We start from the raw sequence: 25968 nt of genomic DNA, 5'->3' as shown, positions 1-25968 counted from the left end.
ACGCATCCGAATCGAACGAGGTTGTCCGGCCCATGAACTCCCGCCAGCGCCGCGGCGTGATACTCCTGCTCCTGTCGGTCCTGTGCGCCTTCGGTGCGTTCGCCGGGGTGCTCTCGGTGATCAGCGACGTCAACTCGAAGGTCGGGCCCGAGGTCGACGCCTACCGGCTCAAGGAGAACGTGGCCCCGTACACGGACCTGACCGCCGGGCAGTTCGAGAAGGTCTCCATGCCGAAACGCTGGCTGTCGGACAACGCCGTCACGGAGATCGACGAGATCGACGGCAAGATCGCCGTCACCGAGCTGCAGAAGGGTTCCCTGATGCAGTCCGACATGATGGTGAGGAGCCCGGAGCTGAAGCCGGGCGAGCAGGAGATCGCCATCATGATCGACGCCGCGACGGGAGTCGCGGGCAAGATCCGGCCGAACGACAAGGTCAACATCTACGCCACGTTCGCGGGCGAGCGGGACGGCGAGGCATCCCAGTCCAAGGTCATCGTCTCCAACGCGAAGGTCCTCGACGTCGGTGAACTGACCGCCCTGGAACCGAGGAAGGACGACAGGAACCAGGCGACCGAGGCCGTCCCGATCACCTTCGCGCTCAACACGCTCGACACCCAGCGCGTCGCGTACGCGGAGTCCTTCGCCCAGCACGTACGTCTCGCACTGATCGCCCCCGGCAGCGACAGCACCATCCGCCCGGGCGACCGGACCTACACGCTCGACAAGGACAAGTGAGGATCGGATGACCACCAGAATCCTCCCGGCGGTCGGTGACCCCGACGCGGCCAGGTCCGTGACCACCCTGCTCAGCCAGCTCCCCGACGCGGAGCCCGCCGCTCCGGTCGGCGACTCGACGCAGCTCATCGACACCCTCGCCCGCCTCGCCGGCGAGGCCATCGAGGAACTGCCCGAGGTCGTCCTGGTCCACGAGGGCATCGGCCCTGTGCCCGCCCTGGAGCTGATCCGGGAGGTGTCCCTGCGCTTCCCCGCCGTGGGTGTCGTGCTGATCACCGCCGACGCGAGCCCGGGCCTCTTCGCCGCGGCCATGGACGCGGGAGCGCGGGGCCTGGGCACCCTTCCCCTGAGCTACGAGGAGCTCGCCAACCGCGTGCAGGCCGCCGCGCAGTGGTCCACCGGCGTGCGACGCCATCTCGGGGCGGGCGGCGATGTGTTCGCCGGCCCCGGCGGGACGGTCGTCACGGTGACCGGGGCCAAGGGCGGGGTCGGGACGACCGTCACCGCCGTACAGCTGGCCCTGGCCGCACAGGCGTCCGGGCACACCGCCGCGCTCGTCGACCTGGACCTCCAGACCGGTGACATCGCCGCCTACCTCGACGTGCAGTTCCGGCGTTCCGTCGTCGACCTCGCGGCCATCACCGACATATCACCGCGCGTCCTGTCCGACGCCGTGTTCTCCCACACCACCGGCCTGGCGCTGCTGCTGGCGCCCGGGGAGGGCGAACGCGGCGAAGAGGTCAGCGACCGGTCCGCCCGCCAGATCGTCAGCGCGCTGCGCTCGCGCTACGAGATCGTCGTCATCGACTGCGGAAGCCAGATGAACGGGGCCAACGCAGCGGCGGTCGAGATGGCCGACGCCGCCGTGCTGGTGACGACGCCCGACGTCGTCGCCGTGCGGGGCGCCAAACGCATCGTGCGGCTGTGGGACCGGCTCCAGGTCCGCAAGGCCGAGGAGACGGTGATCCTCGTCAACCGCTTCAACCGCAACACGGAGATCCAGCCCGCCCTGATCCAGCGGATCACCGGGACCCGGATGGCGGGCACGGCGGTCCCGGCGAACTTCAAGGAGCTCCAGGGCGTCGTGGATTCGGGCCGGATGCACGAGCTGGACCCACGCTCCACCGTGAAGCAGGCCCTCTGGGCCCTGGCGGGAGAGCTCGGACTCGTGAAGCCCCCGCAGGGGGCGGAGGCGCGCGGCGGCATGCCGCGCGGCGACCGGGGCTCGATCGGGGGCCGTAAGCGCAAGGGCGGCACGACCGGCGGGGGAGGCCGGCAGTGACGAGCGACGCGGGAGAACCCGGCCGGATACGGACACGGCTGAGACGCGACCGCGGGCAGCTGAGCGTCGAGTTCACCGGGATGGTGCCCATCATCCTGGTGACCCTGGTGCTGCTCTGGCAGGCGGTCCTGGTGGGCTACACGTTCACACTGGCGAGCGGGGCGGCGGACGAAGGCGTACGCGCAGCGGTCGGGGACAGCGCGGCCAGCTGCCGGGCCGCCGTGCTCGAACGGCTCCCGGGCGCCTGGGAAGGGAACCTGGACGTCGACTGCGGGCAACCAGGGGGGAGCGACGTGGTCAGGACCACCGTCAGGCTGGAGGCCCCCGTGCTCTTCCCGGGCTTCGCGAGCCTCCCCATCCCCGTCACGGCGACGGCCGGCGCGGCAGCGGAAGGGGAGTGACGCGTCATGGCACCCGTACGCATCCCCTGCGCGGCCGGACGGAGACCGGGACGGGCCAGGACCAGGGGGAGGGACCGCGGCTCGACCGCCATCGAGTACCTCGGCTTCCTCCCCGTCCTCATCCTCATCGGTCTCGCCGGCATCCAGCTCGGCCTGATCGCCTACACCGCCCAGCAGGCGGGCACCGCGGCCAGGGCAGCCGCGCGTACCGCCGCGCAGGAGGACGTGTCCGGGTCCTACGCGCAGGTCGGGAGGGCGTCCATGACCGGCTGGGTCGCCGAGCGGTCCAAGATCTCGCCGCCCGCGGGCGGCGACGCCGTCACGGTCACGGTCACCGTCAGGATCCCGGACATCCTGCTCGGCCTGCTCGGTGACCGGACGGTCGAGAAGTCCGCCACCATGCCGCGCGACTAGGCGCCCCCATCCCATCCGAGGAGTACCACCCATGAGCCTGCGGGCACGCATCACCGCCCCCGAGGAGCGCGGAGGGGGACGGGAGGACGGCCACCTGGTCGCGACGTACCGCGCGAAACTCCTCGAGGAGATCGACCTCGCGGAGATGTCGTCGCTGGCCACGGCGGACCGCCGCGCCCGGCTCGAACGCGTCCTCGGCCACATCATCAGCCGTGAGGGCCCGGTCCTCTCCACCCTCGAACGCGCCCAGCTCATCCGGCGCGTCGTCGACGAGGCACTCGGGCTCGGTGTCCTCGAACCGCTCCTGGAGGACGCCTCCATCACGGAGATCATGGTCAACGGACCCGACCAGATCTACGTCGAGCGGGCGGGCAGGGTCGAGCAGCTGCCCCTGCGCTTCGCCAGCCACGAGCAGCTGATGCAGACCATCGAGCGCATCGTCTCCACCGTCAACCGGCGGGTGGACGAGGCCAATCCGATGGTCGACGCCCGCCTCCCCAGCGGAGAGCGCGTCAACGTCATCATCCCGCCGCTCTCGCTCACCGGCGCGACGCTCACCATCCGGCGCTTCCCCCGGTCCTTCTCGCTCCAGGAGATGATCGGCTTCGGCTCGCTGGACCAGCACATGCTGCTGCTGCTCGCCGGACTCGTCCAGGCGAAGTTCAACGTGATCGTCTCCGGCGCGACCGGCACCGGGAAGACCACGCTGCTCAACGCGCTCTCCGGGCTCATCCCCGAGGGCGAGCGGATCGTCACCATCGAGGACTCCGCCGAACTCCAGCTCCAGCAGAAGCACGTGATCCGGCTGGAGTCGCGTCCCCCGAACGTGGAGGGGAAGGGCCAGATCACCATCCGCGACCTGGTCCGCAACTCCCTGCGCATGCGCCCCGACCGGATCGTCGTCGGTGAGGTCAGGGGCGGCGAATCGCTCGACATGCTTCAGGCGATGTCGACCGGCCACGACGGTTCGCTGGCCACCGTCCACGCCAACAGCGCCGAGGACGCGCTGATGCGGCTCCAGACCCTCGCCTCGATGTCCGAGATCAAGATCCCCTTCGAGGCCCTGCACGACCAGATCAACAGCGCCGTGGACGTGATCGTCCAGCTGACCCGGCACGCCGACGGCAGCAGGAGGGTCACCGAGATCGCGGTGCTCGACTCGCACGGCCGTGACCCGTACAGAATCGTCACCGTCGCCCGGTTCGACGCCCGGCCGATGGACACCGACGGCCGGATCCACGGCGACTTCCAGGCCCTCCCGCTCCCGCGTCGCATCGCCGACCGGCTCTACATGGCCGGCCAGCCGATCCCCCAGGCCTTCGGGGTCGCCCCGTCGGACGAATACCTCGCCACCCGAGAGGCCAGATAGGTACCCCGCCATGGACAACCTCGCACCGCTCACCCTCGGCGTCACGCTGCTGTGCTGCGTACTCGCCGTTCTGGGCCTGCACGCCTACACCTCGGGCAAGGCCCAGCGCGAAGCCCTCGTCGACCGGCTCTCCGCGACCGGCCAGATCGAGATGGGCCCGCAGCGCCGCTTCCGGGGGGTCGACCGCCGGCTGCGCCGCACGAGACTGGGCAAGAGGATCGAGCTGAAGCTCGCGGCCACCGGCCTCGACGTCACTCCGGGCGAGTACTTCCTCTACGTCGTGGCCGGGGTGGCGGCCGTCTGGCTGATCGCGGCCTCCGTCCTGGCCTCGTTCTTCGGCCCGCTCGCCGGACTCGCCGGGATCTGGGCCGCCGACACCTTCCTGAACTGGCACCGCACCAAGCGCACCGAAGCCTTCATCAGCCAGCTGCCGGAAATCTCCAGGGTGCTGGCCAACGCCACCCAGGCCGGGCTCTCCCTGCGCACCTCCATCGCCATGGCCGCCGACGAACTCGAAGCGCCGGCGGGTGACGAACTCCGCATCGTCGCCGACCAGCTGGGCGTGGGCCGCACACTCGACGACGCGCTGGACGAGCTCGCCACCCGCCTGCCCTCCCGCGAACTGGTCGTCCTCGTCGCCACCCTCATCCTCTCCAACCGGGCCGGCGGCCAGGTCGTGTCCTCGCTGCGCAACCTCACCATCACCCTGGAGGAGCGCAAGGAGACCCGGCGCGAGGTCCGCACCCAGCTCTCGCAGATCACCGCCACCGCATACGCCGTCCCCGCCATCGGCGTAGGCGCGATGCTCCTCATCAACTCGATCCTCCCCGGAGCACTCGACAGGATGACGGGAACGTTCCTCGGACAGGCCGCCGTCGTCCTCTCGCTCGGCCTGTACACCGTCGGGTTCATCGCCATCCGCCGCATTTCCAAGATCGATATCTGAGGAGGGGACCGATATGGAACTGCTGCTCGCTCTCGTCGTCGGCCTCAGTGTCCTCGGCGTGTTCAAGGGCGTACGGATGTACCGCGCCGAGGCCACCCTCCCCAGCGACCTCGCCCTGGCCCTGGAAGTGGGCTCGACCCGCACCACGGCGGTGGGCTCCGGCCTCGACCGGCTCGGAATGCGCTGGGCGCCGCTGGTCCTGCGGCTGATGGGGCCGAAGAAGGTCAGCGCGAAACGCCACAAGATCGATATGGCGGGCAACCCCGACGGCCTCACCATCGACCGCTACGCCGCCCGCCGAGCCGTGTACGGCGGCCTCGGCGCCTTCGCGGCCTTCGCGATGTTCGCCGGTGGCCAGTTCTTCATGGCGCTCCTCATGATCGCCTTCGGCCTCTTCTGGGGCGAGGTCGGCATCTGGGCCGCCATCCGTAAACGCAGGGACGACATCGACCGCACGCTTCCCGACTTCCTGGACGTCCTCGCCGTCGTCGTCTCCGCCGGACTCGGCTTCCGGCAGGCACTGGACCGGGTGTCGGAGAAGTACACAGGCCCCTGGGCCGACGAACTGCGCATCACCCTGCGCCAGATGGACATGGGCATCAGCCGCCGCAATGCCTTCGACGAACTGCGCAGGCGCAACGACTCCGAACAGGTCGCCATGTTCGTCACCGCACTCCAGCAGGGCGAGGAACTCGGCGCACCGATCGTCGACACCCTCATCGCCATCGCAAATGACATGCGCCGCACCGACGCGCAGAACGCCCGGCGCAGAGCGGCCAAGGCCGTCCCCAAGGCCACCCTGATGGTCACCACCTTCATGATCCCCGCGACCGTGATCCTCATGGGCGCCGCCATGCTGCTCGGATCTGGCACCGACTTCGGATCCCTGACGGGGGAGTGAGCGAGTGTTGACGACGAAGTTCCCGCACAGGGGCGGCCGGGCAGCCGAGCCCGCGTCACCGCACCGAAACCTTTCCCCGCCGCATCCGGGGGGAGGGACTCTTTCGCGACTGCAACCTGTTGTGGCACAGTCTTCGGCTGAAGGAATCCGTACCGGGGTAGGCATTCCCAACGGGTGGGAAACCAGCGTCAGTTCGAGGGAGGCGAGGGTCATGGAACTCAGCGAACCGATGGCCTGCCGGCGCGGTACGGCGCGCGTAACGGGGCTTGGGGCGCGGGGGACGGATCGCCATGGCTGAACGGGGGAGATCAGGCGCGAACGCGGCAACGCGAACCGGGTCGAGGCCGACACGATCGGGCCAACGCGCTTTCCGGTTCCGGCTTTGGGCCCGGACGGCCTGCGGCGGGCGGGGTATCCGCCTTAACGTTTCATACGTCGCAAACGGCACCGGCCTGGAGGAAGCCGGAAACGGGCGCGGCGCCACAGAGTCTTATGCATCGGCCGGCAACCGGCCGGCCGAACCCGGAGGGGAACACCATGAGCAAGCTGATGCTGAAGGCGTCCGTCAACGCCAAGGTCTGGGCGAACACGTCCGTCGAGCGCGTGAAGGCTCGGGCGGACCGGGACCGGGGGCAGAGCTCGGTGGAGTACCTGGGCATCATCGTGGTGGTTGTGGCGATCATTTTGGTGCTCATGACGACGAACCTCGGGACCACGATTGCGACTGCCATCACCGCCCAGGTCAACAAGATCACGGGTGGCTAGTAGCGGCCGGACGGGCTCGCGAGTCAGGTCAGGCCTTCCCCATCTACATCGCGGTGGTGGCAGGCCTACTCTTCCTTGCGTTCGCCTACTTCGCCGTCGGCCAGGCCTCGGTGAAGAAGAACGAGGCCCAGACCGCCGCGGATGCCGCGGCGCTCGCGGCGGCGATGGACGCGCGCGACCAACTGAGCTGGCCCGGAGTCTTCAACCTGGACGAGTGGGACGACCTGCTGACTGGGCAGGGAGCTTTCTCGGGCTCCTGTGACGCAGCCGCCAGGCTGGCTGCCGAGAACGATGCCCACCTGAGTGGGGCTGGGGACTGCCACGCGGTCGATTGGCCAGAGGTCTCGTACACCGTCACGGTCGAGACGAACGAGCCCGTCGGCGACTCGGTGATTCCCAGTACTACGACGACTCAGGCCAAGGCAACCGCACGAGCGGTGATCGAACCGCGCTGTCGTATCGAAGAGGACACACGTCCCGCGCCAAGCCCTCCGACGGATGACGACGACACGGACGAGTCCGAGGAGCAGAAGGCGTACAAAGCCGTCTGCGATGACGAAGACTTGGACTTCGATATCGACCCCAAGAACCTCCACCTGCTGCCGGACCTGGCAGACCTGTTCTCCGTCCACCTGGCCGACAAGTGATGAACGACATCGAGAGGACCACGCCGATGCGTGCAGCCATGACCCGGATTCGCTTCAAGGAGGCCGCTGTGGCGGCTGCCTCTGTAGCCATGGCTGTCGTGCTGACGGCATGTGGTGGCGACGGGGGTGCGGACAAGTCGGAGGGCAAGCCCAAGGAATCCTCCACCTTCCCCGACAGCCAGAAGAATGAGGCCCCAGAGCCCGAAGCGGTGGACGAAAGCCAGGTGTTGGCCACGATCAAGGGCAAGGACGGCGTAGAGGTCATCGTCAGCTCGGTCGAGCGTGAATCAGGCGGGTTCGTCACGGTCAAGGGGCGGGTGAAGAACGGGTCCGAGAAGATCTGGGCTGCTGTCGGATGGCAAGGGCTTGAGCAGGAGCTTGCGAGCAACGGCGCGTCCATGGCCGGCGCTGCATTGGTGGACCAGGCAGGCAAGAAGCGTTACTTGATCCTGCGCGACACTGACGGCCGGTGCCTGTGCACGAAGTTCGATGGACTCGAATCAGACGAAGAGGCACCCTTTTTCGCCCAGTTCCCCGCTCCGCCGGCAGAGGTCACCGACGTCGACTTCCAGATCCCCACCATGCCCACCGCGACGATCAAGATCTCGGGGTGATGACCGTGTTGCAGCCACCTACCCCCACGCGAGCCGCACCCCGAAGCGCACTCCGATTCCGCGTCGGGCTGTCCGCCGCTGCGGCAATGGTCCTCGGCACATCGACGCTCTGGGGAGCCACCCCCGCAACGGCCGACGACAACCCCACCGCTGTCCCCTCCGCCTCGCCGCCCGTCGAGGTCGACGCGAACGCGCCCGGCCTGATGCTCGGGGACGGTGCGACCCTCGGGGACGTCCGCGTCCTCGACATCAAGTCCGTCGTCGAGGACCTGGGCGGTGAGGAGCGCCGCGAGGACACCAACGTGGACATCACCTTCGCCCTCCAGGCCGAGGTGCTCTTCGGCAAGGACAGCGCGAAGCTGAGCGGTGAGGCCAATGCCCGCATCAGTGCGATCGCCCAGGAGATCAAGAACCAGAAGGCCACCAAGGTCCGTGTCTTCGGGTTCACCGACGACCTCGGCTCCGAGGCCCACGGTGATGTCCTCTCCAAAAAGCGGGCCGATGCCGTGTCCGGAGTGCTCTCCCCGGGGCTCCCGAACGTCACCTTCGAGATCCGCGGCTACGGGGAGGACTACCCGATCGCCGACAACACGACCGAAGAGGGCCGTAAGAAGAACCGCCGCGTCGAGGTCACCTTCCAGCGCGCCGGCGCGTCGTAGTAACCCACCGTCCCTCATGTCCCGCCGCGCTCACCGGACCTACCTCAAATGACCTTCACTCAGCGCTAGTTGAGGGAATTTTTGTCCACCGGTCGTATGATGTGCGTCTGCGCTGCGCGCGGCTGGGAGATCCGAATCGGGGGAGGTTCCGTGGATGCCCACGGTGCGACGGGGCTGAGGGTTCTCGTGCCCATCAAGTACGACCTCGGTGGGACGATCACCGACACCAGGCGTCTGATGGCGGTGATGGAGGCCCGGCACGGTTCCGTGGACGTAGACATGACGATGCTACGCAGCTGGAACTTATCGTATCTTGCCGGACACGCACCGGTTCTCTCGTGCGCACTGCCCGGTGGCGAGACGGTACTCGCCAGGGCCAAGTGGTCCTTCGACTGCCGGATGCGGATGTATCCGTGGCTCGGTGTGGTCTCGGTCGACTACATGTTCACCCTCACCGAGGGCGTGGCCGAGGTCGAGCGCTTCTACGACGACCTGGTCGAGTGGAAGAACCGGGACTACCTGCCCTATCTCGAGCACTGCCACGCGCTCAGCGAGAACCTGGATCTCCGGATCCCTCCAGGTGTGCGGTCCAGCGCCTCCGAGGCGCACGGATCCGCCGTGCGGGCGCTGCGGGCGGGGGTGTCCGCCATCATCGAGCCCAGGCCATTCTGCTACTCCTTCCACGACTTCCGCCTGTGCTTCATCGGCGACATCGACGACCTCCCCGACGCACGGGTGCGGGAATTGCTCTGGCTCTCCGACGGAGGCGCCGACCTCCCGGAGGACGGACTGGCCGCCCCACTCAAATTCCGGGGACTGGAGGTCGCCAGTTCCGGATGGTCCACGGTGATCAGGGCGGAGCCCGGCGCGACAGTCGCCGATGCCGAGACGGTCACCACCCTGCTGAACCTGGTCCACGCCCAGTGGTACGTCTGCCAGTTGTGGATCAACGCCCATGACCCGCGCGGACAGCAGGGCGGCGCGGGCAGGCGGCTGGCGGGCGCCCACGTCCTGTCCGCGAACCAGACCGCCCTCGTGCAGGACCTGTCGGAGATCGACAACCTCGATGTCATGCTCAAGGACCCTGCCCTGCTCCGGGTCGCGGAGTACCTGGAAACGAACCTGAAGGTCCGCAGGCACAAGGAGACCGCCATGGGCCTCCTGCACGCGCTCGAGAACCACTCCCGCCAGCTGGCCGACTTCAACAACGAGACCGAACTACGGCGCGTGCAGGTGCTGTTCGCCATCTCGGCTGCCGCCAGCATAGCCAGTCTCGTCCCCTCCCTCACCGATGTCGGGTTCACCCTGCTGCATGTGGCGGCCACGGTGATCCCCTTGCTTGGTTTCTGGGCCCTGTTCGCAGTAGATTTCACCCGTGTGCGCCGACGGTTCAGGACACGGCGCCGACGACCCTGAGCGGCCCGGCCCCGAGCCGGTCCGGCGAAGGAGTGGCGTGAGCGACATCAGCACAGGGTGGTACCGGCCAGGGGAGATCCCCGACGACCGGCTGCGTGAGCTGACGGAGATGTTCGCGGAGGTCGCCGGCGATTTCGTACCCCCCCTCACCCTGCGCGGCGGCACCGCCGTCTCCGATCTGCGTGAGCGCGAGCCGGAGGACGCGGACTCCGGCAGCGGCTACCTGGACGAGATGCTCCAGCAGGACCTGATCATGGCCTGGTACGAGGACCGGCCCGCCGGCTTCGTCTCCTTCCGCAGCAACCACCGGGACCCGCGCTTCGCCGACCTGAGTCCCTGCCTGTACGTGAGCACCATCGCCGTACGACACGACCACCGGCGGCACGGCATCGCGCGCGGCCTCTACCAGGAGATGTTCGACCTCCCGGCGTCCCTGCCCCCGTGGATCGTGCTGCGTACGTGGTCCACCAACACCGGCCATCTCGAACTCCTCGACCGCCTGGGCTTCTCCACGATCCTCCACCTCAAGGACGACCGTGCCGCCGGAGTGGACACCGTCTACCTCGCGGCCGACCGCACCTCGAAGTCACCCCTCCGCCGGACCACCGGATCCATGACCCCACCGGCCGGCTGATCACAGCCCGCCACCCGGCACGCGCCCACGTCGGAGCGAATCGATGTCGAGGCCAGGAGCCGGCGCCCCCGTCGGCGCGGCGGCAGTATTCTGCGCACTGCTTCTGACGGTCCCCGCTGCCGCCCACCCGCGTGCGGACGACACTCCGGGGAGCGGTGCCGCCTCGTACGGGCCGGCCGACGGGTCCGTGCCCGTCACCGGCACGGAGTCGAGCGCGGACGGGCCCCGGCTGGAACGGTCGAAGGTCTACTCGGACACCATCGGTCCGGGGCAGAAGAAGTACTACCGGGTCCGGCTGGACGACACCTCCGACGCGTTCGTCTCCACGGTGCTCGCCCCGCCCCCCGGCACCGGCAGCGGCATCCTCGACGGAATCCAGGTCGACCTGACCTCGGCCACCGGCACCCCGTGCGGTTCGAGTCCGGCCGCGTACTTCGGCGATGACACCACCCGTCCGATCGCCGGCTACGCGTCACGTCGCATCAAGAACGACGCGGGTGCCTGCCGGCAGGCCGGGGACTACCTCTACACAGTGACACGGGTGGGTACGAAGACCGGCGGCGGAGCCGAGTGGCCGATCGAGCTGACCTACATGGCGGAACCGGGACTCAAGCCCGGTACGGCCGCCCCCCAGACACCGACGTCCTGGAGCTCGAAAGCACCGTCCCCGCCCGACGGCACTCCGCAGAAGGTGAGCGGCGGCACGGGGTTCAACGACGCGGCAGCCGTCGACGAGGGCACCTGGCGGGACGACCTCAAGCCGGGGGACAGCCGCTTCTACAAGGTGCCGGTCGCCTGGGGACAGCAGCTCTTCCTACGGGCCCAACTGGCCAACGGACCCGCGGACGGCTCGTCCTTCACCGTCAACGGGCTGCGCCTCGCGCTGTACAACACGGCGCGTGGCCCGGTCTCCGACAAGAGCATCGCCTACGGGGGCGCCCCCGTAGGCGTCGACCTCGGTACGGCCCCGGCCGCCTACGCGAACCGGTTCGAGGGCGAGACGACCGCGGAATCGGCGATGAGGTTCCAGGGCTGGTACTACGTCCAGGTGACCCTCGACCCGAAGGTTTCCCGCGGTGTCCCCATGACGTTGAACGTCACCCGCAAGGGGGCGGCACAGCCGGGCCCGTCGTACGACGGTGACCCGGAAGCGGCAGGCTTCGGCATCGGCGACACGGGCCCCGGCAGCGGTGAGGACGTCACGATGCGAGCGATCGGGTTCGCCGGGATCGGCACCGGGACCGTGCTGGTCCTGGGCCTGGGCGCCTGGCAGCTCCTGAGCCGTCGCAGGCGCCCGGCCGAGGGGGGCGCGGGTGCCGCCTACAGCAGGTGATCGGCCTTGCCGGCCTTGATGTCCCGGATCATCTGCTGTAGGGCCTCGCGGCTGTCGGTGAGGTAACGATCCTCCGCCCCCACGAGGGCGACGTAGCCGTTGCCTTCGGTGTCCGTCCCGAGCCGGAAACAATTGTTTCCCTCACCGCAATAGGGCTCTTCCCAGTTGATCTCGACCATGGTGGACTCCTCAAAGTTGACGTGCGACGGCATGGATGAAGTCGCGTGATGCGGCTGCGCCCAGGGCCGCTTCCTCCATCCAGTCCAGGTGGGCCCGGTACTTGGTGAGCTGCGCCTCGGCGTGCATGAACTCCGGGCCGTGGGCGGAGTCCAGCTGCACCGTGTCCAGCTGAGATACGACACCGTGCGCGTAGAGAAGTGCGTGTCCCGCGCCAGGGAAAGCTCCCCTGTCCACTGGGATGACTCGGAGCTGGATGTTCCTGCGCTCTGACGCCTCGCAAAGGTGTACGAGCTGTTCCCTCATGACCTCGCGGCCACCGAACTGCATGCGCAGAGCGGCCTCGTGCACGAAGCCGACGTAGTCCGCCGGGTCCTCGCGGTCCAGCACCTGCTGTCTGTCCATGCGGTGGGTCACGCGCAGCTCGATCTCCAGCCGTGAGAGCGCGGGCAGTACGGCGCCGAACACGGCACGCGCGTACCCATCGGTGTGAAGGAGGCCCGGCAGGTGGACGGTCTGCGCGGTCCGGATGCGCCCGGCATGCCATTCAAGCTCGGCGATGTCCAGCAGCCCCGAAGGCAGAGTGCCCCGGTACTGCTCCCACCAGCCACGCTCGCGTTGCTCGGCCATCTCGACCAGAGCCTCTACGTAACGATCGTCGGAACATGCGAAGTTGCAGGCGAGAGTACGAACCCGCTCCGGCGCTACGGGCCGGACGCCGGCCTCCATGTTGGAGATCTTCGTCCTGTCGACGCCCAGCAAGCCTGCTGCGTACGCGGTCGTAGCTTCGGCGGCGGTGCGCATCTTTCGGAGCTCGGCGCCAAGACGCCGTTGCCGCTCGGTAGGTGTGGAACTGCTCGGCATGGGCCTCTTCTTCCTCCAACGGTAGGAACAGTCTGCCGCTGACGTGGAAACCAAGTCCACCCGTCCGGAGGCAATTGCCTCCAAGTTAGTGACACAGGTGCCACGCCTGATCTACGTTGAGTGACGCACCGCACACGCCGCGTAGAGCCGAAGTGCATCGCGCAGGCCTGCCCGAACCTCCTGCCCTGGGAGGGGCAGGCCCGCGCCAGGGAGACAGGCCACAGCTCAACCGCAGCGACGGTGACCCCGTCAACTCAGCTTGAGAACCAGGGAGTCAGCCATGCACCCGTACGCACCACCGCCCTCACCCGCCGCCGCGCTGTGCCCCGTGAGTGAGCCCCTTCCCGCCCCCGGGCTCGTCCTCAGCCTCACCCTGCCCGGCGACCCGCGCAGCGCGGCGGTCGGGCGGCGCGCTGTCGCCGCCTCGCTGCCGGCGTACGGGCTCCATTCGTACGCCTGGCCCGTCACGCTCGCCGTCACCGAACTCATCGCCGTGAACGCCGCGCTGACCCCCGGCCGTGAGCTCTACCTCTCCCTCCGCCACCGCGACGACGCCCTCCGCCTCGTCCTGTGGGACCAGCACCCCCGCCACGCCGACCCGGACACGCTCGCTCTCTGCGCGACCCGACGCCGCCGCGCCCTCTGGCTGCTGGCGGCGGTCGTCGACGACTGGGGCGGCGAGTGGGGCGTCAGTGAGGCGGGGCCGCCCCACCAGGGCATGAGGTCCTGGGCCCTCCTCCCGCAGTGACGTGGGGAGTCGCGGGGGCGGTTGCCCCGGTGGGCGGCGCCCGGCCCTGCCCCCCGCAACGGACGGCTCTCGGGCCGTCCCCTCGCGACGAGGAAGGGGGTGATGGGAGGTTACGGACGGATAGGTGTCCTCTATGTCTGGAATGGGTGTCCGTAACTTCCCACCGGTCGGCGACTGGTGAGGTTCAGGTGCTTGTCTGCGTCCTGCTCCCGAATCCGATGAGCAGGGGCAGGGTCCGCGAGGCCGTGTCCCGTAGGCCTCACGGGACACAACGTCGCGGACGGCCCGCTGAACCGGGGGTCGCAGTCCGGGATGTCGCTCAGGCGGCGCAGAGTAAACGGCTCGGCGAGGATCACGTCAAGTGCCTGCGCGACATGCTTGGTGGTCCAAGGCGGCGGTGCTGGCCCATTCCACGACGGTGATCATGCGGTCGTTACGGCTGGGGTCGGATAACGGCTGGTAACCGATGCAGCCCTCCTCCGCCATGTAGGGTGCAACCATCGCGTCCAGCTCGTCGCGCAGACGCTGCTCCTGGCCCGGCTTGGCGGTGAAGCTGGCGAAGATCGCGAGTGTGTTCGACATGGGATGACTCCTGGGCTGGCGCGGTTGGTGTTTTGGTTCGCCGGCGAACGAGGTCCATCCTGCGCACCCGGCCCGGGTCCACCCAGAGCTCCACCCAGCCCGGGCCCGCCCTGCCTAGGTCTGCCAGAGCCAGGCAGAGCGGCACGGCGGTGAAACCTTGCCGAACCCACCAGCGCACGCAAGCGCCCCAGCCGCTTGCAGCAGGTTGGCCCCGAGGTGAGTCAGGTCCTCCGGGCCCTCGTATCCGTTCCCGCTTACCTCATCGGACGCCGCCTGGACATCCTGGCCTGGAACGACCTGGCCCGGACCTTGATCGCAGACTCCCCGGGCGCAACGGCTCCCCCGGCCACGCCCGGCAGATCCGCCTCACGTGAACACCGAACTCGCCAGCGCCGCACGGATTTCGCTGAGCATGACGTCGGGATTTCGGAACACCGCCACGGCGGGGAAGCGGAGGATCAGCCGCACGCCGGGACAGGCGCTCAGCGCGTTGAAGCGGACCAGGTCGCGACGGTGGGCCTCGCGGCTGCCGTGATAGGCGTAGCCCTCGATCTCCACCACCACGCCCTCCCGGACGAAAAGGAAGTCGGTTCGGATGCGGCGGCCGTTGGGTGTCAGCAGCTCCGCCTGGCTGACCGGGTGCAGGCCGGCGTCGTGCATCCGCAACCGGGCGACCGTCTCGGCGGGTGAGTCGCTCCCCTCATCAGCCAGGGCCAGCCATTCCTCCGCCCGCAGTGCGAGGTGGCGACGGGTTTGGTGCGTCGTGCAGGCGGCGGTCAGCAGGTCGGCGGTGACCAGGCGCGGCCGGCGGACTCCTGCCACCACACGCGTGCCCAGAGCGGAGTCAACAGCGACCAGCGCCTCATCCCTCGGGCCGGACAGAAGCAGGTCGCGCAGGGCACGCAGCGGAGTGGTGACCCGCAGCCCGCGGCGTACGCAGATGTCGGCCGGGGCGAGAGGCATGCGGTGCACCACGAAACCATGGCGCCGACTGGCGGGGCTGCCGGGGTCTGTGAACTCCACCGTCTCCCGCAACAGTTGCACGTGATGGAGCGAGGCTGCGGCATGGTGGCTGAGGATCAGCTCCGGGTGGAGTATCTGCACGGCACGGGCCTTCACCCATGGTGTCAGTTCGATGCCCGGCGCGGCCCAGGCCCCTCGCGCGACACGCTGCCAATCCTCTGCGTTCAGCGCACGACTCAACTGCCGTGGTGTCACGCCGGCCGTGACGACCTCCCGGGTGAGCAGAATGCCCCGCCGGGCGAATGGATGAAGGCTTCCCGTCATGGAGAAGAGGATCCCGCGGTAACCGGGCTGTTGTATGTGGCCTGTGGACAACCTGGGTCGCCGTGAGGCCGGGTGCGGGCCCGCGGAAGGAATCGCGTTGATCGAGGCCGGTCAGGGCGCGAGAGTGGCGGCCGCCTGTGCATGCGTACGATGCGGCCGGCTCGCTGGTAATGAAGCCGGTCGGCCAGGCGGCGGCCGCTCCGCTCGCGGCCATCGTGGGGGGCCGTCCACTGTTGCACGTGTCGGCGTCCATGGCGCTCATCGCCTGCGCCCTGCTGCTGGCGATACCGGCTGTGCGCTGCCTGAGGCGTGTGGAGGGCCAGGGTTTTTTCATTCACCTCGTCGTTGCGGTCGGATCTCGGTGCAGGGCTTTGAGGGACATCGTCACCCGTTCGCGGGTCAGGTCGATGCCGAGGATCTCGGCGCTGATCTCCTGACCGAGGGACACCACCTCCGACGGGTGGTCGATGTGCCGCCAGGACAGCTCGGGGATGTTGATCAGCGCCGCGAAGCCGCCGATGTCCACGTAGATGCCGAAGTTGGCGATGCACGTCACCCGGCCGGTCACGACGTCACCTCGGTGCAGCGATGTGAGGAAGGCCCAGCGGCGGTCAGCCGGCGTCGGCTCGGTCCGCCATCGGGCGCGTACCACTCCGTCGCTGTCCGGCACGACAGCCGTGAACAGCGGCCCCGGGGCATCGGCGTCCACGGGCAGCAGCGTTGCCGCGTCGGCCCCGGAGACCCGCTGGACCAGCGCCGGGAAGTCCTCCTCGTCGGCGACCGCGCTCCGGATCCGGCCGCCCTTGTCCTGCCAGACGCACTCGACGAGGCCCTCGGCGGGCAGGTCGGCGAGGACCGCGCCGACGTCACAGGACAGGCCGGGCCACACGGCCAGCCGCGCACGGGGAGCGAGCCCGGCGCGAACCGTGTCGATGGTGCCGAGGCTGAGGCGGTGCCATCGGGAAGCGCCTTCGACGTACATCTCCTCCAGGACGCCGGCGCCACCCGTGACGACCGCCCGGCGCAGGGCGTCCCAGAAGTCGTCGTCGCCCGGCCGCTGGACGTCATGCCCGTCGGCCTCCACGTCGTACGGCGAGGCGTCCAGGCGCTCCGCGAACAGTCCGAGGGCACGGGTCCGGGCCAGCGGCTGCTCGCAGGGCCGGTCGCTGCCGATGTAGACGTACTGGTCCCGGCCCACGTGCACGGCGAACGCACCCTCCACCTCCAGCCGGCACCAGGCGCCCCCGTCGCGGAGCATGACCCGCACCAGCTCCAGTGCGACGCCGAGCGGCACCTCCGTACCGTCGCGGAAGCCGGCCAGGCCGCCGGGGAGGACACCGTCCAGCCCGAAGCCGTCCCTCGGCGGCTCGGCGCCGAAGTGCGTGAGGCACGGCACCTGCGGCTCACGTACGGTCAGTCGGTCGATGCCGGCGGCCAGGGCGAACGCCTCGACTGCCCGGAGGTAGGCGTCCTCGACCGGACCGTGGTCGCTGACGGTGTCCTCGGCGCCGGTGTAGTGGCCGTGTTGGTCACGGTCGGCAGGGTCGTATGTGGTGACGCGATGGACGTAGAGGAGCACGGTCCCCATCGTCCAGCACGGGCGGGCTCTGCCACGAGGTGTTTTCGACCGACCGAAGGCCCCCGTAGTGGCGAGGGCATGCCGCGCGGACCTGGATACTCGAACGCCCTCGACGCGCACCCTGTCGCCACAGAGCCTGAGCATGCAGTCGGAGTCCGAGGTGAGGATGATGCGCTGCCCTCGGTAGCTCATTGCGGTAGCGGCCACCACCGCGGATCTGCACCGACCGGTCGCCGACCGGGGGCGGTCCGCACCGGCGACCGACGCCGCCAGGGCGGCGCAGGAGGGTGGACATCGCCGCTCCCGCGACGGACAGCGGGAAGGGCAGCGTGCCGAACGGCTGATGTGATGCGCATCGCGATTCGGGTACGACGGCCCGGGCATGCGCGATCATGACCGGATGGACTCCCGCTTTCTCGGAATCGCTGATCTGGCCGAAGTCCCCTCCGTGGCGGTCGTGGTGGACGTCATGCGCGCCTACACCGTGGCCGCGTGGGCCTTCGCCCAGGGGGCGGAGAAGATCGTTCTCGCCGGGTCGCTCGACGAAGCCCTGGCGCTCAAGGCGCGCCACCCGGACTGGGTGGCGATCAAGGACGGTCCGTCCGCGCCCGGCTTCGACGCCGTCAACTCGCCCGGCCTGCTGCGGTCCGTCGACCTCGGCGGACGGACCGTCGTGCAGAAGACCACGGCAGGTACGGTCGGCGCCCTTGCCGTCCGGGACGCGTCGCTGGTGCTGTGCGCCGGCTTCGTCGTGGCGGGGGCGACGGCTCAGCTCCTGCGGACGCGGAAGAGCGACAGCGTCACGTTCGTGGTGACCGGCGAGGACGGGCAAGCCGACGAGGACCTGGCATGTGCCCAGTACATCGCACGCAGGGCCGTCGAAGCCGGGCCGACGGACGCCGCCGAGTACGTCCGCCGCGCCGCCGGGTCGCGCGCCGCCGCCGAACTGGCCGACGGGGTGCGCCAAGGAGTTCACCCCGATGACGTCGCGCTCTGTCTGGAGGTCGACCGGTTCCCCTTTGCCATGGTCGCGGCCTCGGAAGGCCCCCTCATGGTCCTGCGCCCCCACGCGATGCCTACGCCGGCCGGAGAAGGCCCGGCGGCCTGACCCCCGCACCGCGTGCTCCGGGGGCGGGCCCGGCGCTCGAAAAGACCGTGGACCGCGCGGGGCCTCGCCCTTAAGGTGGGCCGATGCCGACGATCAAACAGGTCCAGATCACCTTCGACTGCGCGGAACCCGAGCGCGTCGCCCGCTTCTGGTGCGAGGTGCTGGGATACGTCGTACCGCCGCCCCCGGAGGGGTTCGCGACGTGGGACGCGTACGACCGGACGCTGCCGCCCGAGCGTCAGGGGGCGGGGTTCGTCTGCATGGATCCCACGGGTGTGGGCCCGCGCATGTACTTCCAGCGCGTTCCCGAGGGCAAGGTCGTCAAGAACCGGGTGCACCTCGACGTCCGGGTCGGCACCGGGCTCGTGGGCGAAGAGCGTCTGGCCGCACTCGAGGCCGAGTGCGCGCGGCTGATCCCGCTCGGCGCGACGCGCGTGCGGCTGCTGGTCGCCGACGAGTTCAACGAGTCGTGCCTCTGGATGGAGGACATCGAGGGCAACGAGTTCTGCCTCGACTGAGCGGGTGGGGGCGGTCGGTGGGAGATCGGGGACGGTCACCGGCGCAGTGCGGGGTCCTCGGGAGGGGAACCGGCGCGGCGGAGGCGGCCGTTGAGCGCGAGGTGCGCGGCGACGCCGAACACCAGCCCCCAGAATGCCGAGCCGATGCCGAACAGGGTGACTCCGGAGGCCGTGGCCAGGAAGGTGATCAACGCGGCCTCCCGGTCCTTCTCCTCCCGCACGGCGCCCGTCAGCCCGCCGGACAGCGCACCGAGGAGCGCGACGCCGGCGAGTGCGGCGACCAGCTCCTTCGGCAGCCCCGCGAAGAACGCCACGAGGGTCGAGCCGAACGCGCCGACCACCAGGTACACCGCGCCGCAGGCCACCCCCGCGACGTAGCGGCGCCGGGGATCGCGGTGGGCCTCGGGCCCCGTGCAGATGGCGGCGGTGATGGCCGCGAGATTCACCGCGTGCGAGCCGAAAGGCGCGAGCACGGCCGAGACCAGGCCGGTGGAGCCGACCAGGAGACGGTCGTCGGGGTGGTAGCCGGACGCGGAGAGCACGCCGACCCCCGGCGCGTTCTGGGAGGCCAGCGTCGCCAGGGTCAGCGGGACCGCGATGCCGACCAGTGAGGCCACGGAGAACGCGGGGGTGGTGAACACCGGCTGCACCAGCCCGACATGGTCCAGCCGCACGTGCAGCTTCGCGCTCGCGGCGCTGCACGCCACCCCGGCGACCAGCGCCAGGAGCACGGCGTACCGGGGGAGCCACCGCTTGCCCAGCAGATAGGCCAGGAGCACGGACCCGGCGATGACCGGCGTGTGCTCCAGCGACGTGAACACATCCGCGCCGAAGGAGAAGAGGATGCCCGCGAGCATGGCGGAGACGACCGCGCCGGGCACGAGCCGCATCAGCCGCCCGAAGACACCGGTCACCCCGATCAGCGCGATCACGACCCCGGACACCACGAAGGCACCGATCACCTCGTCGTACGCGTACGAGCCGATGCTGGTGACCAGGAGCGCGGCGCCCGGGGTGGACCAGGCCGTGATCACCGGCATACGGGTGCGCAGGCTGAGGGCGATACAGGTCAGCCCGCTGCCGATGGAGATCGCCCAGATCCACGAACCTGTCTGCCCGGCGTCCAGATGTCCGGCGCGGGCGGCGGAGAGCACGATGACCAGCGGGCCGGAGTAGGAGACGACGACCGCGACGACACCGGCGAGCACGGCCGACAGGGAGAGGTCGCGGGCCAGCCGCGGGCGGGAGGAGGGCGTCACGGGCGGAGGCTGCTCCGCACGTTCCCCCGCCGTCGGTACCGATGAACCGGCCGTCATCCGCTGTCGCCCCTCTTCCGCGCCGTCCCACGCCCCGCCGCTCCACGGTCCGGGCCCCGTACAGGTCGTACGGACGCTCGAAACCCAAGCACGACGTGGTGCGCCCGCCTCACCGGGTCCGGTACGCGAGACGGGAAGCGACCGGGTGCGGGGCGCCGCCGTACCCCTGATGTCTGTGCCGCAGGTGATCGACGCCGGTCCCGGCGCACCCCCACGGCCCCGGGCCGGGCCCCGGACGGAAGGTGGACGCGTGCCCACGGCGTGATCCGCACGGCCGCCCCGCCCGCCGGCCGGGGACCCGCCGTCCGGGGACCCGCCGTCCGGTAGGCCCCGCCCGCCAGGGCCTGCGGGCCGGAGGGGGGTCGCCACCGGGCCCGGCTTGGCGCCCCCCTGAGCGGCGGGCCCATAATCGGCCGCATGCCCGATCAGCAGACGCGCGACCGCCCGGTGGCGCCCGGACCCCTCAGCACCCGGCCCCGCGCCACGGCCCTGCTCGCCACCGCCGCACCCGCTCTGGGCGCCTACGCGGCGGTAAGGGCCGTCGGGCTCCTCGTCTTCTGGGTTTCGGCGTCGGCCGCCGGGAAGGACGCCCCGCACCTGCTGGGCGGGCGCTGGGACTCCGTCTGGTACCAGCGGATCGCCCAGGACGGTTACGGCTACACCGTCACCCTCCCCGACGGCGGCGTCCACCCCGACCTGGCCTTCTTCCCGCTCCTGCCGGCCCTGGAACGGGCCGTCGCCGCGGTCACCCCGTTCACCGTCCAGGGCGCAGGGATCGCCGTCGCCTGGGTGGCCGGGCTCGTCGCCGCCTGGGGCATCTTCGCCGTCGGAGCGCGGCTGTACGGGCGCCGGACCGGAGTGGTGCTGGCCGCGCTCTGGGGCGCCTACCCGACGGCGTTCGTCCAGTCGATGGCGTACACCGAGACCCTGTTCACCGCGCTCGCCGCCTGGTCCCTGTACGCCGCGCTCAGAGACCGCTGGATCGCGGCGGGCGCGCTATGTGTGCTCGCCGGGCTGACCAGGCCCTCGGCCGCCGCGCTCATCGCGGCGCTCGCGATCGGCGCCGCCGTCGTCCTCGTACGGGAGTGGCGGGCCGGAGAACGGCGGGGATCGGCACGCCGGAACGCGCGCATGCTGCTGGGGGTCTGCCTGGCACCGCTGGGATGGCTGGCCTATGTGGTCTTCGTCGCCGTGCGGGAGGGCAGCCCGTTCGCGTACTTCGACGTCCAGGCGCAGTGGGGCAACAGCATCGACGGCGGCCGGGCACTGGCCGTGTTCATCGCCGGACTGCCGCTGCCCGCCGCGCTCGGGCTCTGTGCCGCCCTGGGACTGCTCGGGTGGCTGGTGTTCCTCTGCGTACGGCAGCGACAGCCGCTCCCCGTGCTGGTGTACGGCATCGCGACCGTCGTCATCTCGCTCATCGGCTCCGGCTACTTCGGCTCCCGCCCGCGGCTGATGATGCCCGCCTTCCCGCTGCTCCTGCCGCCCGCCGTCGCGCTGGCGCGACTGCGTACGGCACGCACGGGCACCGTCGTCGCCGTGCTCGCCGTCGGCTCCGCCGCGTACGGGGCATGGACGCTGCTGGGGCCGGGACCGCCGTGAGCCGGGCCCACGGACCCACGCGCCGCGGACACCCCGGGCGCCGGCGGGACAGCACCGGAGATTCCGGCTGCACCCGTCACCGCCCGGGCGGCGAGGCTTCCGTAGTGGCTACGGAGACCCGGACCCGCGTCCCGGGCCGCAGGCCCCACCGCTCCATCGTTCCGGCCTCCGCCTCCACCACATGACGGGCGCGGAGCCTGGGCCGACCGAGCCGGCCGGGCTTCATCGTGCGGACCGTCAGCACGTCCAGCTTCCGGTCCAGGTACGCCACATCGACGGCGAACCGCATCCGGAAGGTGTGCACGCCCCCGCACGGGGTGATCAGCAGCGCGCCGTCGACGCCGTCGACGCCGAGCAGTCCACGCGCCCGCGCCCGGTACGAGGCGGCGACCCTCAGCGGCACCTCCCGCGCCCCCGGGGCCGTCCCGACCGTCAGTGTCCCGCTGCCGTCACGCCATCTCCCCATGGGGACCGACCGTAGCCGCCCCGCCCCGCGTGTGGGTCCGGAACGGCCCCCGGTGGGCCCCGGGCCCAAGTCCCCGCCGCGCGGGCCGGATTAGGGTCGGACCCGTGGAAGCCACTCTGATTGCGGTCGCCGCGCTCTGGGGAGCCGCCGCCGGGCTGCTGCTCCCGCGCGCCGCGTACCGCTTCTCCGTCGAACCCGAGGAGCCCTGGAGGGACGCCTGCCCCGCCGGGCACGCACTCACGGGGCCCGCCCGGGGGTGGCTCGGCCGGACGAGATGCGCGGCGTGCGCCGTGGCCGTCCCCTCGCTCCGGGCAGGCGGCGCTCCGGGGCCCCCGGCACCGTCCGTACGGGACCGTTACGCCCCCGGCGTGCTGGCGCCCGTGGTCACCGTGCTCGCCTGCGCGGCCCTCGCCGCGGCCACCGGGACCCGCCCCGAGGCGGCCGTCTGGGTGCTGCTGGCGCCCGTCGCCGTGCTCCTCGCCGTCATCGACCGCCGTGTCCACCGGCTCCCCGACACGCTGACGCTGCCGCTGGCCGGTGCCACCGCCGTACTCCTGGGCGGTGCGGCCCTGCTGCCCGAGCACGGCGGGTCCTGGACCTCGGCGCTGCTCGGCGGCGCGGCGCTCGGCGGCTTCTACTTCCTGCTGTTCCTGATCAACCCGGCCGGCATGGGCTTCGGGGACGTGAAGCTCGCTCTCGCGCTCGGTGTGGCACTCGGCTGGTACGGCTGGGCGGCGCTCTGCGTGGGCGGCTTCGCAGGGTTCCTGTTCGGCGCGCTGTACGGGGCGGGGCTGATGCTGGTGCGCCGCGCCGGGCGCAAGACAGGCATCCCGTTCGGCCCGTTCATGATCGTCGGCGCCCTGACCGGCCTGCTGTTCGGGGGACTCGCTGCCTAGGCCCGTACGGCCTTCACCCCCCGCACGCGCGTACGGGATATCCGGTCGCGCCGGACCCCGGCGGACTGACACCCTTCCGGTATGACCGGATCGTCCTCACCCTTCGTCCCCTCTGCCTCCGACGAGCGCTTCGACACCCTCGTCGCGGAGGCCGCCGCCGTCTCCGTCGACGGCTGGGACTTCTCATGGCTCGACGGGCGGGCCACGGAGCAGCGTCCCTCCTGGGGGTACGCGCGCGCCATGGCGGACCGGCTGGCACGGGCCGGGGCGGCGCTCGACGTCCAGACCGGGGGAGGGGAGGTGCTCGCCTCCGCACCCGTGCTGGCACCGCTCACCGTGGCCACCGAGTCCTGGCCGCCGAACGTCGCCCGCGCCACGGCCCTGCTCCATCCGCGGGGCGCCGCGGTCGTCGCGGACTCGGACGAGCCACCGCTGCCCTTCGCCGACCGGGCCTTCGACCTGGTCGTCAGCCGTCACCCGGTGCGGGCCTGGTGGGACGAGATCGCCCGGGTCCTGGCACCCGGAGGCACGTACTTCTCCCAGCAGGTCGGCCCGGAGAGCGTGTTCGAGCTCGTCGAGTACTTCCTCGGCCCGCTCTCGCCCGAGCAGCGCGCCGCCCGCGATCCGCGGCGCGCGCGGGAGGAAGCGGAGGCCGCAGGGCTGGAGGTGACGGACCTGCGCTCCGAGCGGCTGCGCATCGAGTTCCTCGACATCGGCGCCGTCGTCTACTTCCTGCGCAAGGTCATCTGGATGGTCCCGGGATTCACCGTCGACGCCAATCTGCCGCAACTGCGCTCCCTCCACCGCCAGATCGAGGAGGAGGGTCCGTTCGTCGCGCACAGCGCCCGCTTCCTGATCGAGGCACGGAAACCGGAAAGCGCCCCAACGGCCCTACGCTGAGGGCGGCTTCACAGGCCCCGGATGCAACGGCAGCACCTGCCCCCCCCGTCCTACCCATGAGTAGTGCGACCCTGGTGGTTGAGCGCACAACGAAGGAGCAGGTCATGTCGGTGGGAAGGGAAATGCCCGGCGGAGAGATCAGCCCGCCGGCCGGCCGGCCGCGCCACGGTAAGGCCGACTGGCTCACGGGCGCGCGGATCATCGCCGTCCACGGCCTGTTCTACCGGCCGGAAGGGCGCGCGGGGGAGCCCGAAGCCGTCGAATTCGTGCTGGAGGGCGGGCAGTCGGTGCTGCTGACCTGCGCCTCCGACCACACGCTGAGCATCACCTCCGGGGCCTGGCCCGGCCTCCCCGACTGGTGTGTGCCCGCGGGTCAGTGGCAGTTCGAACAGCTGAGCCGGCTGCCTCCTCCTCCGTACGGCGGGGCCTGGACGGTCGTCGGCACGCAGGAGCGGCGCGACGAGTACGGCGAGGTGCGCGAGGCCGTGCTCCGGTGCGAGAACGGCGACTTCGTGATCGTCGGCGGTGACACGGTGGCGATCCGCTTCGTAGCCGCCTGAGCCCGGCGCCCTACGCGTGGCCGCCCACGGTCACCTTTCCCACCGTCAGCTCCGGGGCGCCCTCCAGCACCTCGCCCAGCCGTTCCACCTGCTCCTCCAGCTCCCGGGTGTGCGCGGTGCCCAGCGGGCTCAGGGGCTCCACGGTGACCGCGATCCGCTTCCCCGACCGGCGCTGGTGCCACACCCCGGCGACCGCACCGTCCACCAGCAGCACCGGGAAGTTGCCCGCCTGGCCGCCGGCCAGCGCCCGTGTGTACGCCGCGCCGGGGAAGAGCCGCTCGCGGGGCCGGGAGGCGATGGCGAACGCGTCGAAGTAGGGCAACAGCCGCACACCGTGAGGCGCCCCGGACGGGAACAGGGTGTCGCCCGCCGCGACCCAGGCCCCGGTCCCCTCGAACGCCACCTCCTCGATCGCTCCGGCCCCGGCCAGGTCCTCGAAGAGCCGCCCGGCCCAGCCGCGTGGCGCCGCGAGCCACTGGGCGAAGTGGACCGGCGTGGCGGGACCGTAGGCCCGCAGGTAGCGCCGCACGAGGGCGGCCGTCGCCTCCTGGGCGGGCATGGGGACGACCCCGGGGTTGGTGTACGTCGCCTTCCGGCCCCGGTTCGGCGCGTAGCACAGGGCGCCCCGGTGGCCCGCCAGGTGCAGCACCTGACGCCAGCGCGGCCACATGCCCTGGAACGCGGGCATCACCAGGTCACCCGCCCAGGGACCGGTGCGGGCGACGACCTCGTCGGAGAGCTCGTCGACCGTGAGCTCGGCGCCCGTCAGGGCGTCGGCCACCGCGGCCACGACCGCCTCGACCTGCTCGGGAGTCATCCGGGCCCCCTTCGGGAAGGGACTGCCGCCCGCCGGCACGGCCGAGAGGGCGCCCGTCCACATCGGCAGTTCACCGGCGGGCAGCAGGTGCACGGTGCCGCGCGGGCCGAACGTCTTGACCAGGCTCCGGCCGGACCACAGCGCCGTACGCACATCTGTGCGCGTCGTCCCCGGCGCGCGGAGACCGACCGAGTGTTCGGCGGCCGACAGCACCTGCGCGTGTGCCCCGAGCATCGCGGCGACGGCACCGGCGACGCCAGGCGTGGGACGGCCGGCCGGCGACGGGCCCCCGGAGAGGAACTGCCGGTCCAGGCGCCGGGCGTTCGCCTGGGGCCAGTTCACGGTCGTCGTGCGGGCTCGTGTCGTCATGGGCCGAATGTAGGACCCCTACAGGACAGAACCTGTCCTGTAGGCCCCGATCCGTGCCCCG

Annotated in this window: 28 protein-coding genes and 2 pseudogenes; 22 read left to right on the top strand and 8 right to left on the bottom strand. The window is 70.7% G+C overall.

All coding sequences use genetic code 11. From position 1 onward, the window contains the following. Positions 1-32 precede the first annotated feature (32 nt). The 14 genes and pseudogenes from cpaB (at position 33) to ACZ32T_RS06905 (ending at position 12118) form a co-directional block, all read left to right on the top strand. Positions 33-737, top strand: a complete 705-nt coding sequence (cpaB, locus tag ACZ32T_RS06970) for a Flp pilus assembly protein CpaB (protein WP_467268177.1) — start codon at positions 33-35, stop codon at positions 735-737. A gap of 7 nt (positions 738-744) precedes the next feature. Continuing rightward, a complete protein-coding gene (locus tag ACZ32T_RS06965; RefSeq protein ID WP_467365764.1) occupies positions 745-2019 on the top strand; it encodes an AAA family ATPase in 1275 nt (424 codons plus the stop codon). Then, entirely contained in the window at positions 2016-2420 is a 405-nt protein-coding gene (locus tag ACZ32T_RS06960) for a pilus assembly protein (protein ID WP_467365762.1), read from the top strand. Before ACZ32T_RS06965 ends, ACZ32T_RS06960 begins: the two co-directional genes overlap by 4 nt. A gap of 6 nt (positions 2421-2426) precedes the next feature. After that, entirely contained in the window at positions 2427-2834 is a 408-nt protein-coding gene (locus ACZ32T_RS06955) for a TadE/TadG family type IV pilus assembly protein (RefSeq protein WP_467365760.1), read from the top strand. A gap of 31 nt (positions 2835-2865) precedes the next feature. Next, complete coding sequence (locus tag ACZ32T_RS06950; protein ID WP_203182205.1) at positions 2866-4203, top strand: CpaF family protein; 1338 nt, start codon at positions 2866-2868, stop codon at positions 4201-4203. Between the two features lie 10 nt (positions 4204-4213). Then, positions 4214-5149 carry a type II secretion system F family protein gene (locus tag ACZ32T_RS06945; RefSeq protein WP_467268168.1) on the top strand — a complete coding sequence of 312 codons (936 nt, stop codon included), beginning with the start codon at positions 4214-4216 and terminating at the stop codon, positions 5147-5149. 13 nt (positions 5150-5162) lie between these two features. After that, positions 5163-6050, top strand: a complete 888-nt coding sequence (locus ACZ32T_RS06940) for a DUF5936 domain-containing protein (RefSeq protein ID WP_467268166.1) — start codon at positions 5163-5165, stop codon at positions 6048-6050. Between the two features lie 537 nt (positions 6051-6587). Beyond that, positions 6588-6815 (top strand): hypothetical protein, encoded by a 228-nt coding sequence (locus ACZ32T_RS06935; RefSeq protein ID WP_467365758.1) that lies wholly within the window; start codon positions 6588-6590, stop codon positions 6813-6815. Between the two features lie 38 nt (positions 6816-6853). Next, positions 6854-7462, top strand: a pseudogene (locus ACZ32T_RS06930) (pilus assembly protein TadG-related protein); the annotation flags it as partial. Next, entirely contained in the window at positions 7462-8076 is a 615-nt protein-coding gene (locus ACZ32T_RS06925; RefSeq protein ID WP_467365756.1) for a hypothetical protein, read from the top strand. The pseudogene ACZ32T_RS06930 and the gene ACZ32T_RS06925, both read left to right, overlap by 1 nt. Then, positions 8076-8735, top strand: coding sequence for an OmpA family protein (locus ACZ32T_RS06920; protein ID WP_467365754.1), 660 nt, complete (start codon positions 8076-8078; stop codon positions 8733-8735). The genes ACZ32T_RS06925 and ACZ32T_RS06920 overlap by 1 nt, the downstream gene beginning before the upstream one ends. Before the next feature lie 150 nt (positions 8736-8885). After that, a complete protein-coding gene (locus ACZ32T_RS06915) occupies positions 8886-10151 on the top strand; it encodes a hypothetical protein (RefSeq protein ID WP_467365752.1) in 1266 nt (421 codons plus the stop codon). A 37-nt stretch (positions 10152-10188) separates the two neighbouring features. Beyond that, positions 10189-10785 carry a GNAT family N-acetyltransferase gene (locus ACZ32T_RS06910; protein ID WP_467365750.1) on the top strand — a complete coding sequence of 199 codons (597 nt, stop codon included), beginning with the start codon at positions 10189-10191 and terminating at the stop codon, positions 10783-10785. 43 nt (positions 10786-10828) lie between these two features. Further along, positions 10829-12118, top strand: a complete 1290-nt coding sequence (locus tag ACZ32T_RS06905) for a hypothetical protein (protein ID WP_467365748.1) — start codon at positions 10829-10831, stop codon at positions 12116-12118. On the opposite strand, the gene ACZ32T_RS06900 is transcribed toward ACZ32T_RS06905, so the two are convergent. Together ACZ32T_RS06900 and ACZ32T_RS06895 are read right to left on the bottom strand one after the other, a co-directional pair. Next, positions 12106-12297, bottom strand: coding sequence for a hypothetical protein (locus ACZ32T_RS06900; protein WP_467365747.1), 192 nt, complete (start codon positions 12295-12297; stop codon positions 12106-12108). The two genes, ACZ32T_RS06905 and ACZ32T_RS06900, sit on opposite strands and share 13 nt — an antisense overlap. A gap of 10 nt (positions 12298-12307) precedes the next feature. Beyond that, a complete protein-coding gene (locus ACZ32T_RS06895) occupies positions 12308-13159 on the bottom strand; it encodes a DUF5753 domain-containing protein (RefSeq protein WP_467365745.1) in 852 nt (283 codons plus the stop codon). A 328-nt stretch (positions 13160-13487) separates the two neighbouring features. On the opposite strand from ACZ32T_RS06895, the gene ACZ32T_RS06890 reads away from it, so the two are divergent. Then, the gene (locus ACZ32T_RS06890) at positions 13488-13907 is read left to right on the top strand and encodes an ATP-binding protein (RefSeq protein ID WP_467365744.1); all 420 of its coding nucleotides are present in this window, start codon (positions 13488-13490) and stop codon (positions 13905-13907) included. Between the two features lie 357 nt (positions 13908-14264). On the opposite strand, the gene ACZ32T_RS06885 is transcribed toward ACZ32T_RS06890, so the two are convergent. Continuing rightward, complete coding sequence (locus ACZ32T_RS06885; protein WP_467365742.1) at positions 14265-14489, bottom strand: putative quinol monooxygenase; 225 nt, start codon at positions 14487-14489, stop codon at positions 14265-14267. A gap of 216 nt (positions 14490-14705) precedes the next feature. Here ACZ32T_RS06885 and ACZ32T_RS06880 point away from each other — a divergent pair. Then, positions 14706-14843: pseudogene (locus tag ACZ32T_RS06880) on the top strand (MmyB family transcriptional regulator); the annotation flags it as partial. Between the two features lie 12 nt (positions 14844-14855). Here ACZ32T_RS06880 and ACZ32T_RS06875 read toward each other — a convergent pair. Together ACZ32T_RS06875 and ACZ32T_RS06870 are read right to left on the bottom strand one after the other, a co-directional pair. After that, the gene (locus ACZ32T_RS06875; protein WP_467365740.1) at positions 14856-15776 is read right to left on the bottom strand and encodes a hypothetical protein; all 921 of its coding nucleotides are present in this window, start codon (positions 15774-15776) and stop codon (positions 14856-14858) included. Between the two features lie 334 nt (positions 15777-16110). Further along, positions 16111-17355, bottom strand: a complete 1245-nt coding sequence (locus ACZ32T_RS06870; RefSeq protein WP_467365738.1) for a S1 RNA-binding domain-containing protein — start codon at positions 17353-17355, stop codon at positions 16111-16113. A 400-nt stretch (positions 17356-17755) separates the two neighbouring features. Between ACZ32T_RS06870 and ACZ32T_RS06865 the strand changes: the two genes are divergently transcribed. Beyond that, a complete protein-coding gene (locus ACZ32T_RS06865) occupies positions 17756-18463 on the top strand; it encodes a 2-phosphosulfolactate phosphatase (protein WP_467268386.1) in 708 nt (235 codons plus the stop codon). Between the two features lie 83 nt (positions 18464-18546). Next, positions 18547-18981 carry a VOC family protein gene (locus ACZ32T_RS06860; protein WP_467268141.1) on the top strand — a complete coding sequence of 145 codons (435 nt, stop codon included), beginning with the start codon at positions 18547-18549 and terminating at the stop codon, positions 18979-18981. A gap of 35 nt (positions 18982-19016) precedes the next feature. On the opposite strand, the gene ACZ32T_RS06855 is transcribed toward ACZ32T_RS06860, so the two are convergent. Continuing rightward, a complete protein-coding gene (locus tag ACZ32T_RS06855; protein WP_467365736.1) occupies positions 19017-20297 on the bottom strand; it encodes a benzoate/H(+) symporter BenE family transporter in 1281 nt (426 codons plus the stop codon). A gap of 417 nt (positions 20298-20714) precedes the next feature. On the opposite strand from ACZ32T_RS06855, the gene ACZ32T_RS06850 reads away from it, so the two are divergent. Beyond that, on the top strand, positions 20715-21899 hold the full coding sequence (locus ACZ32T_RS06850) for a hypothetical protein (protein ID WP_467268137.1): 1185 nt from the start codon (positions 20715-20717) through the stop codon (positions 21897-21899). A 76-nt stretch (positions 21900-21975) separates the two neighbouring features. Here the strand turns inward: ACZ32T_RS06850 and ACZ32T_RS06845 are convergent, their stop codons facing one another. Then, complete coding sequence (locus ACZ32T_RS06845) at positions 21976-22365, bottom strand: DUF192 domain-containing protein (protein WP_467365735.1); 390 nt, start codon at positions 22363-22365, stop codon at positions 21976-21978. 104 nt (positions 22366-22469) lie between these two features. On the opposite strand from ACZ32T_RS06845, the gene ACZ32T_RS06840 reads away from it, so the two are divergent. From ACZ32T_RS06840 to ACZ32T_RS06830, 3 genes are all read left to right on the top strand, one after another. Further along, positions 22470-23261, top strand: a complete 792-nt coding sequence (locus ACZ32T_RS06840) for a prepilin peptidase (RefSeq protein WP_467268133.1) — start codon at positions 22470-22472, stop codon at positions 23259-23261. Positions 23262-23342: 81 nt separating this feature from the next. After that, positions 23343-24161, top strand: a complete 819-nt coding sequence (locus ACZ32T_RS06835) for a class I SAM-dependent methyltransferase (RefSeq protein WP_467365733.1) — start codon at positions 23343-23345, stop codon at positions 24159-24161. Positions 24162-24265: 104 nt separating this feature from the next. Continuing rightward, on the top strand, positions 24266-24721 hold the full coding sequence (locus ACZ32T_RS06830) for a hypothetical protein (protein WP_467268130.1): 456 nt from the start codon (positions 24266-24268) through the stop codon (positions 24719-24721). 10 nt (positions 24722-24731) lie between these two features. Here ACZ32T_RS06830 and ACZ32T_RS06825 read toward each other — a convergent pair whose 3' ends face one another. Beyond that, positions 24732-25907 carry a winged helix DNA-binding domain-containing protein gene (locus tag ACZ32T_RS06825; protein ID WP_467365730.1) on the bottom strand — a complete coding sequence of 392 codons (1176 nt, stop codon included), beginning with the start codon at positions 25905-25907 and terminating at the stop codon, positions 24732-24734. Positions 25908-25968 lie beyond the last annotated feature (61 nt).

The organism is Streptomyces sp. NPDC023573 (genome assembly GCF_055559735.1).
This window is presented reverse-complemented; position numbering and strand designations above follow the sequence as displayed.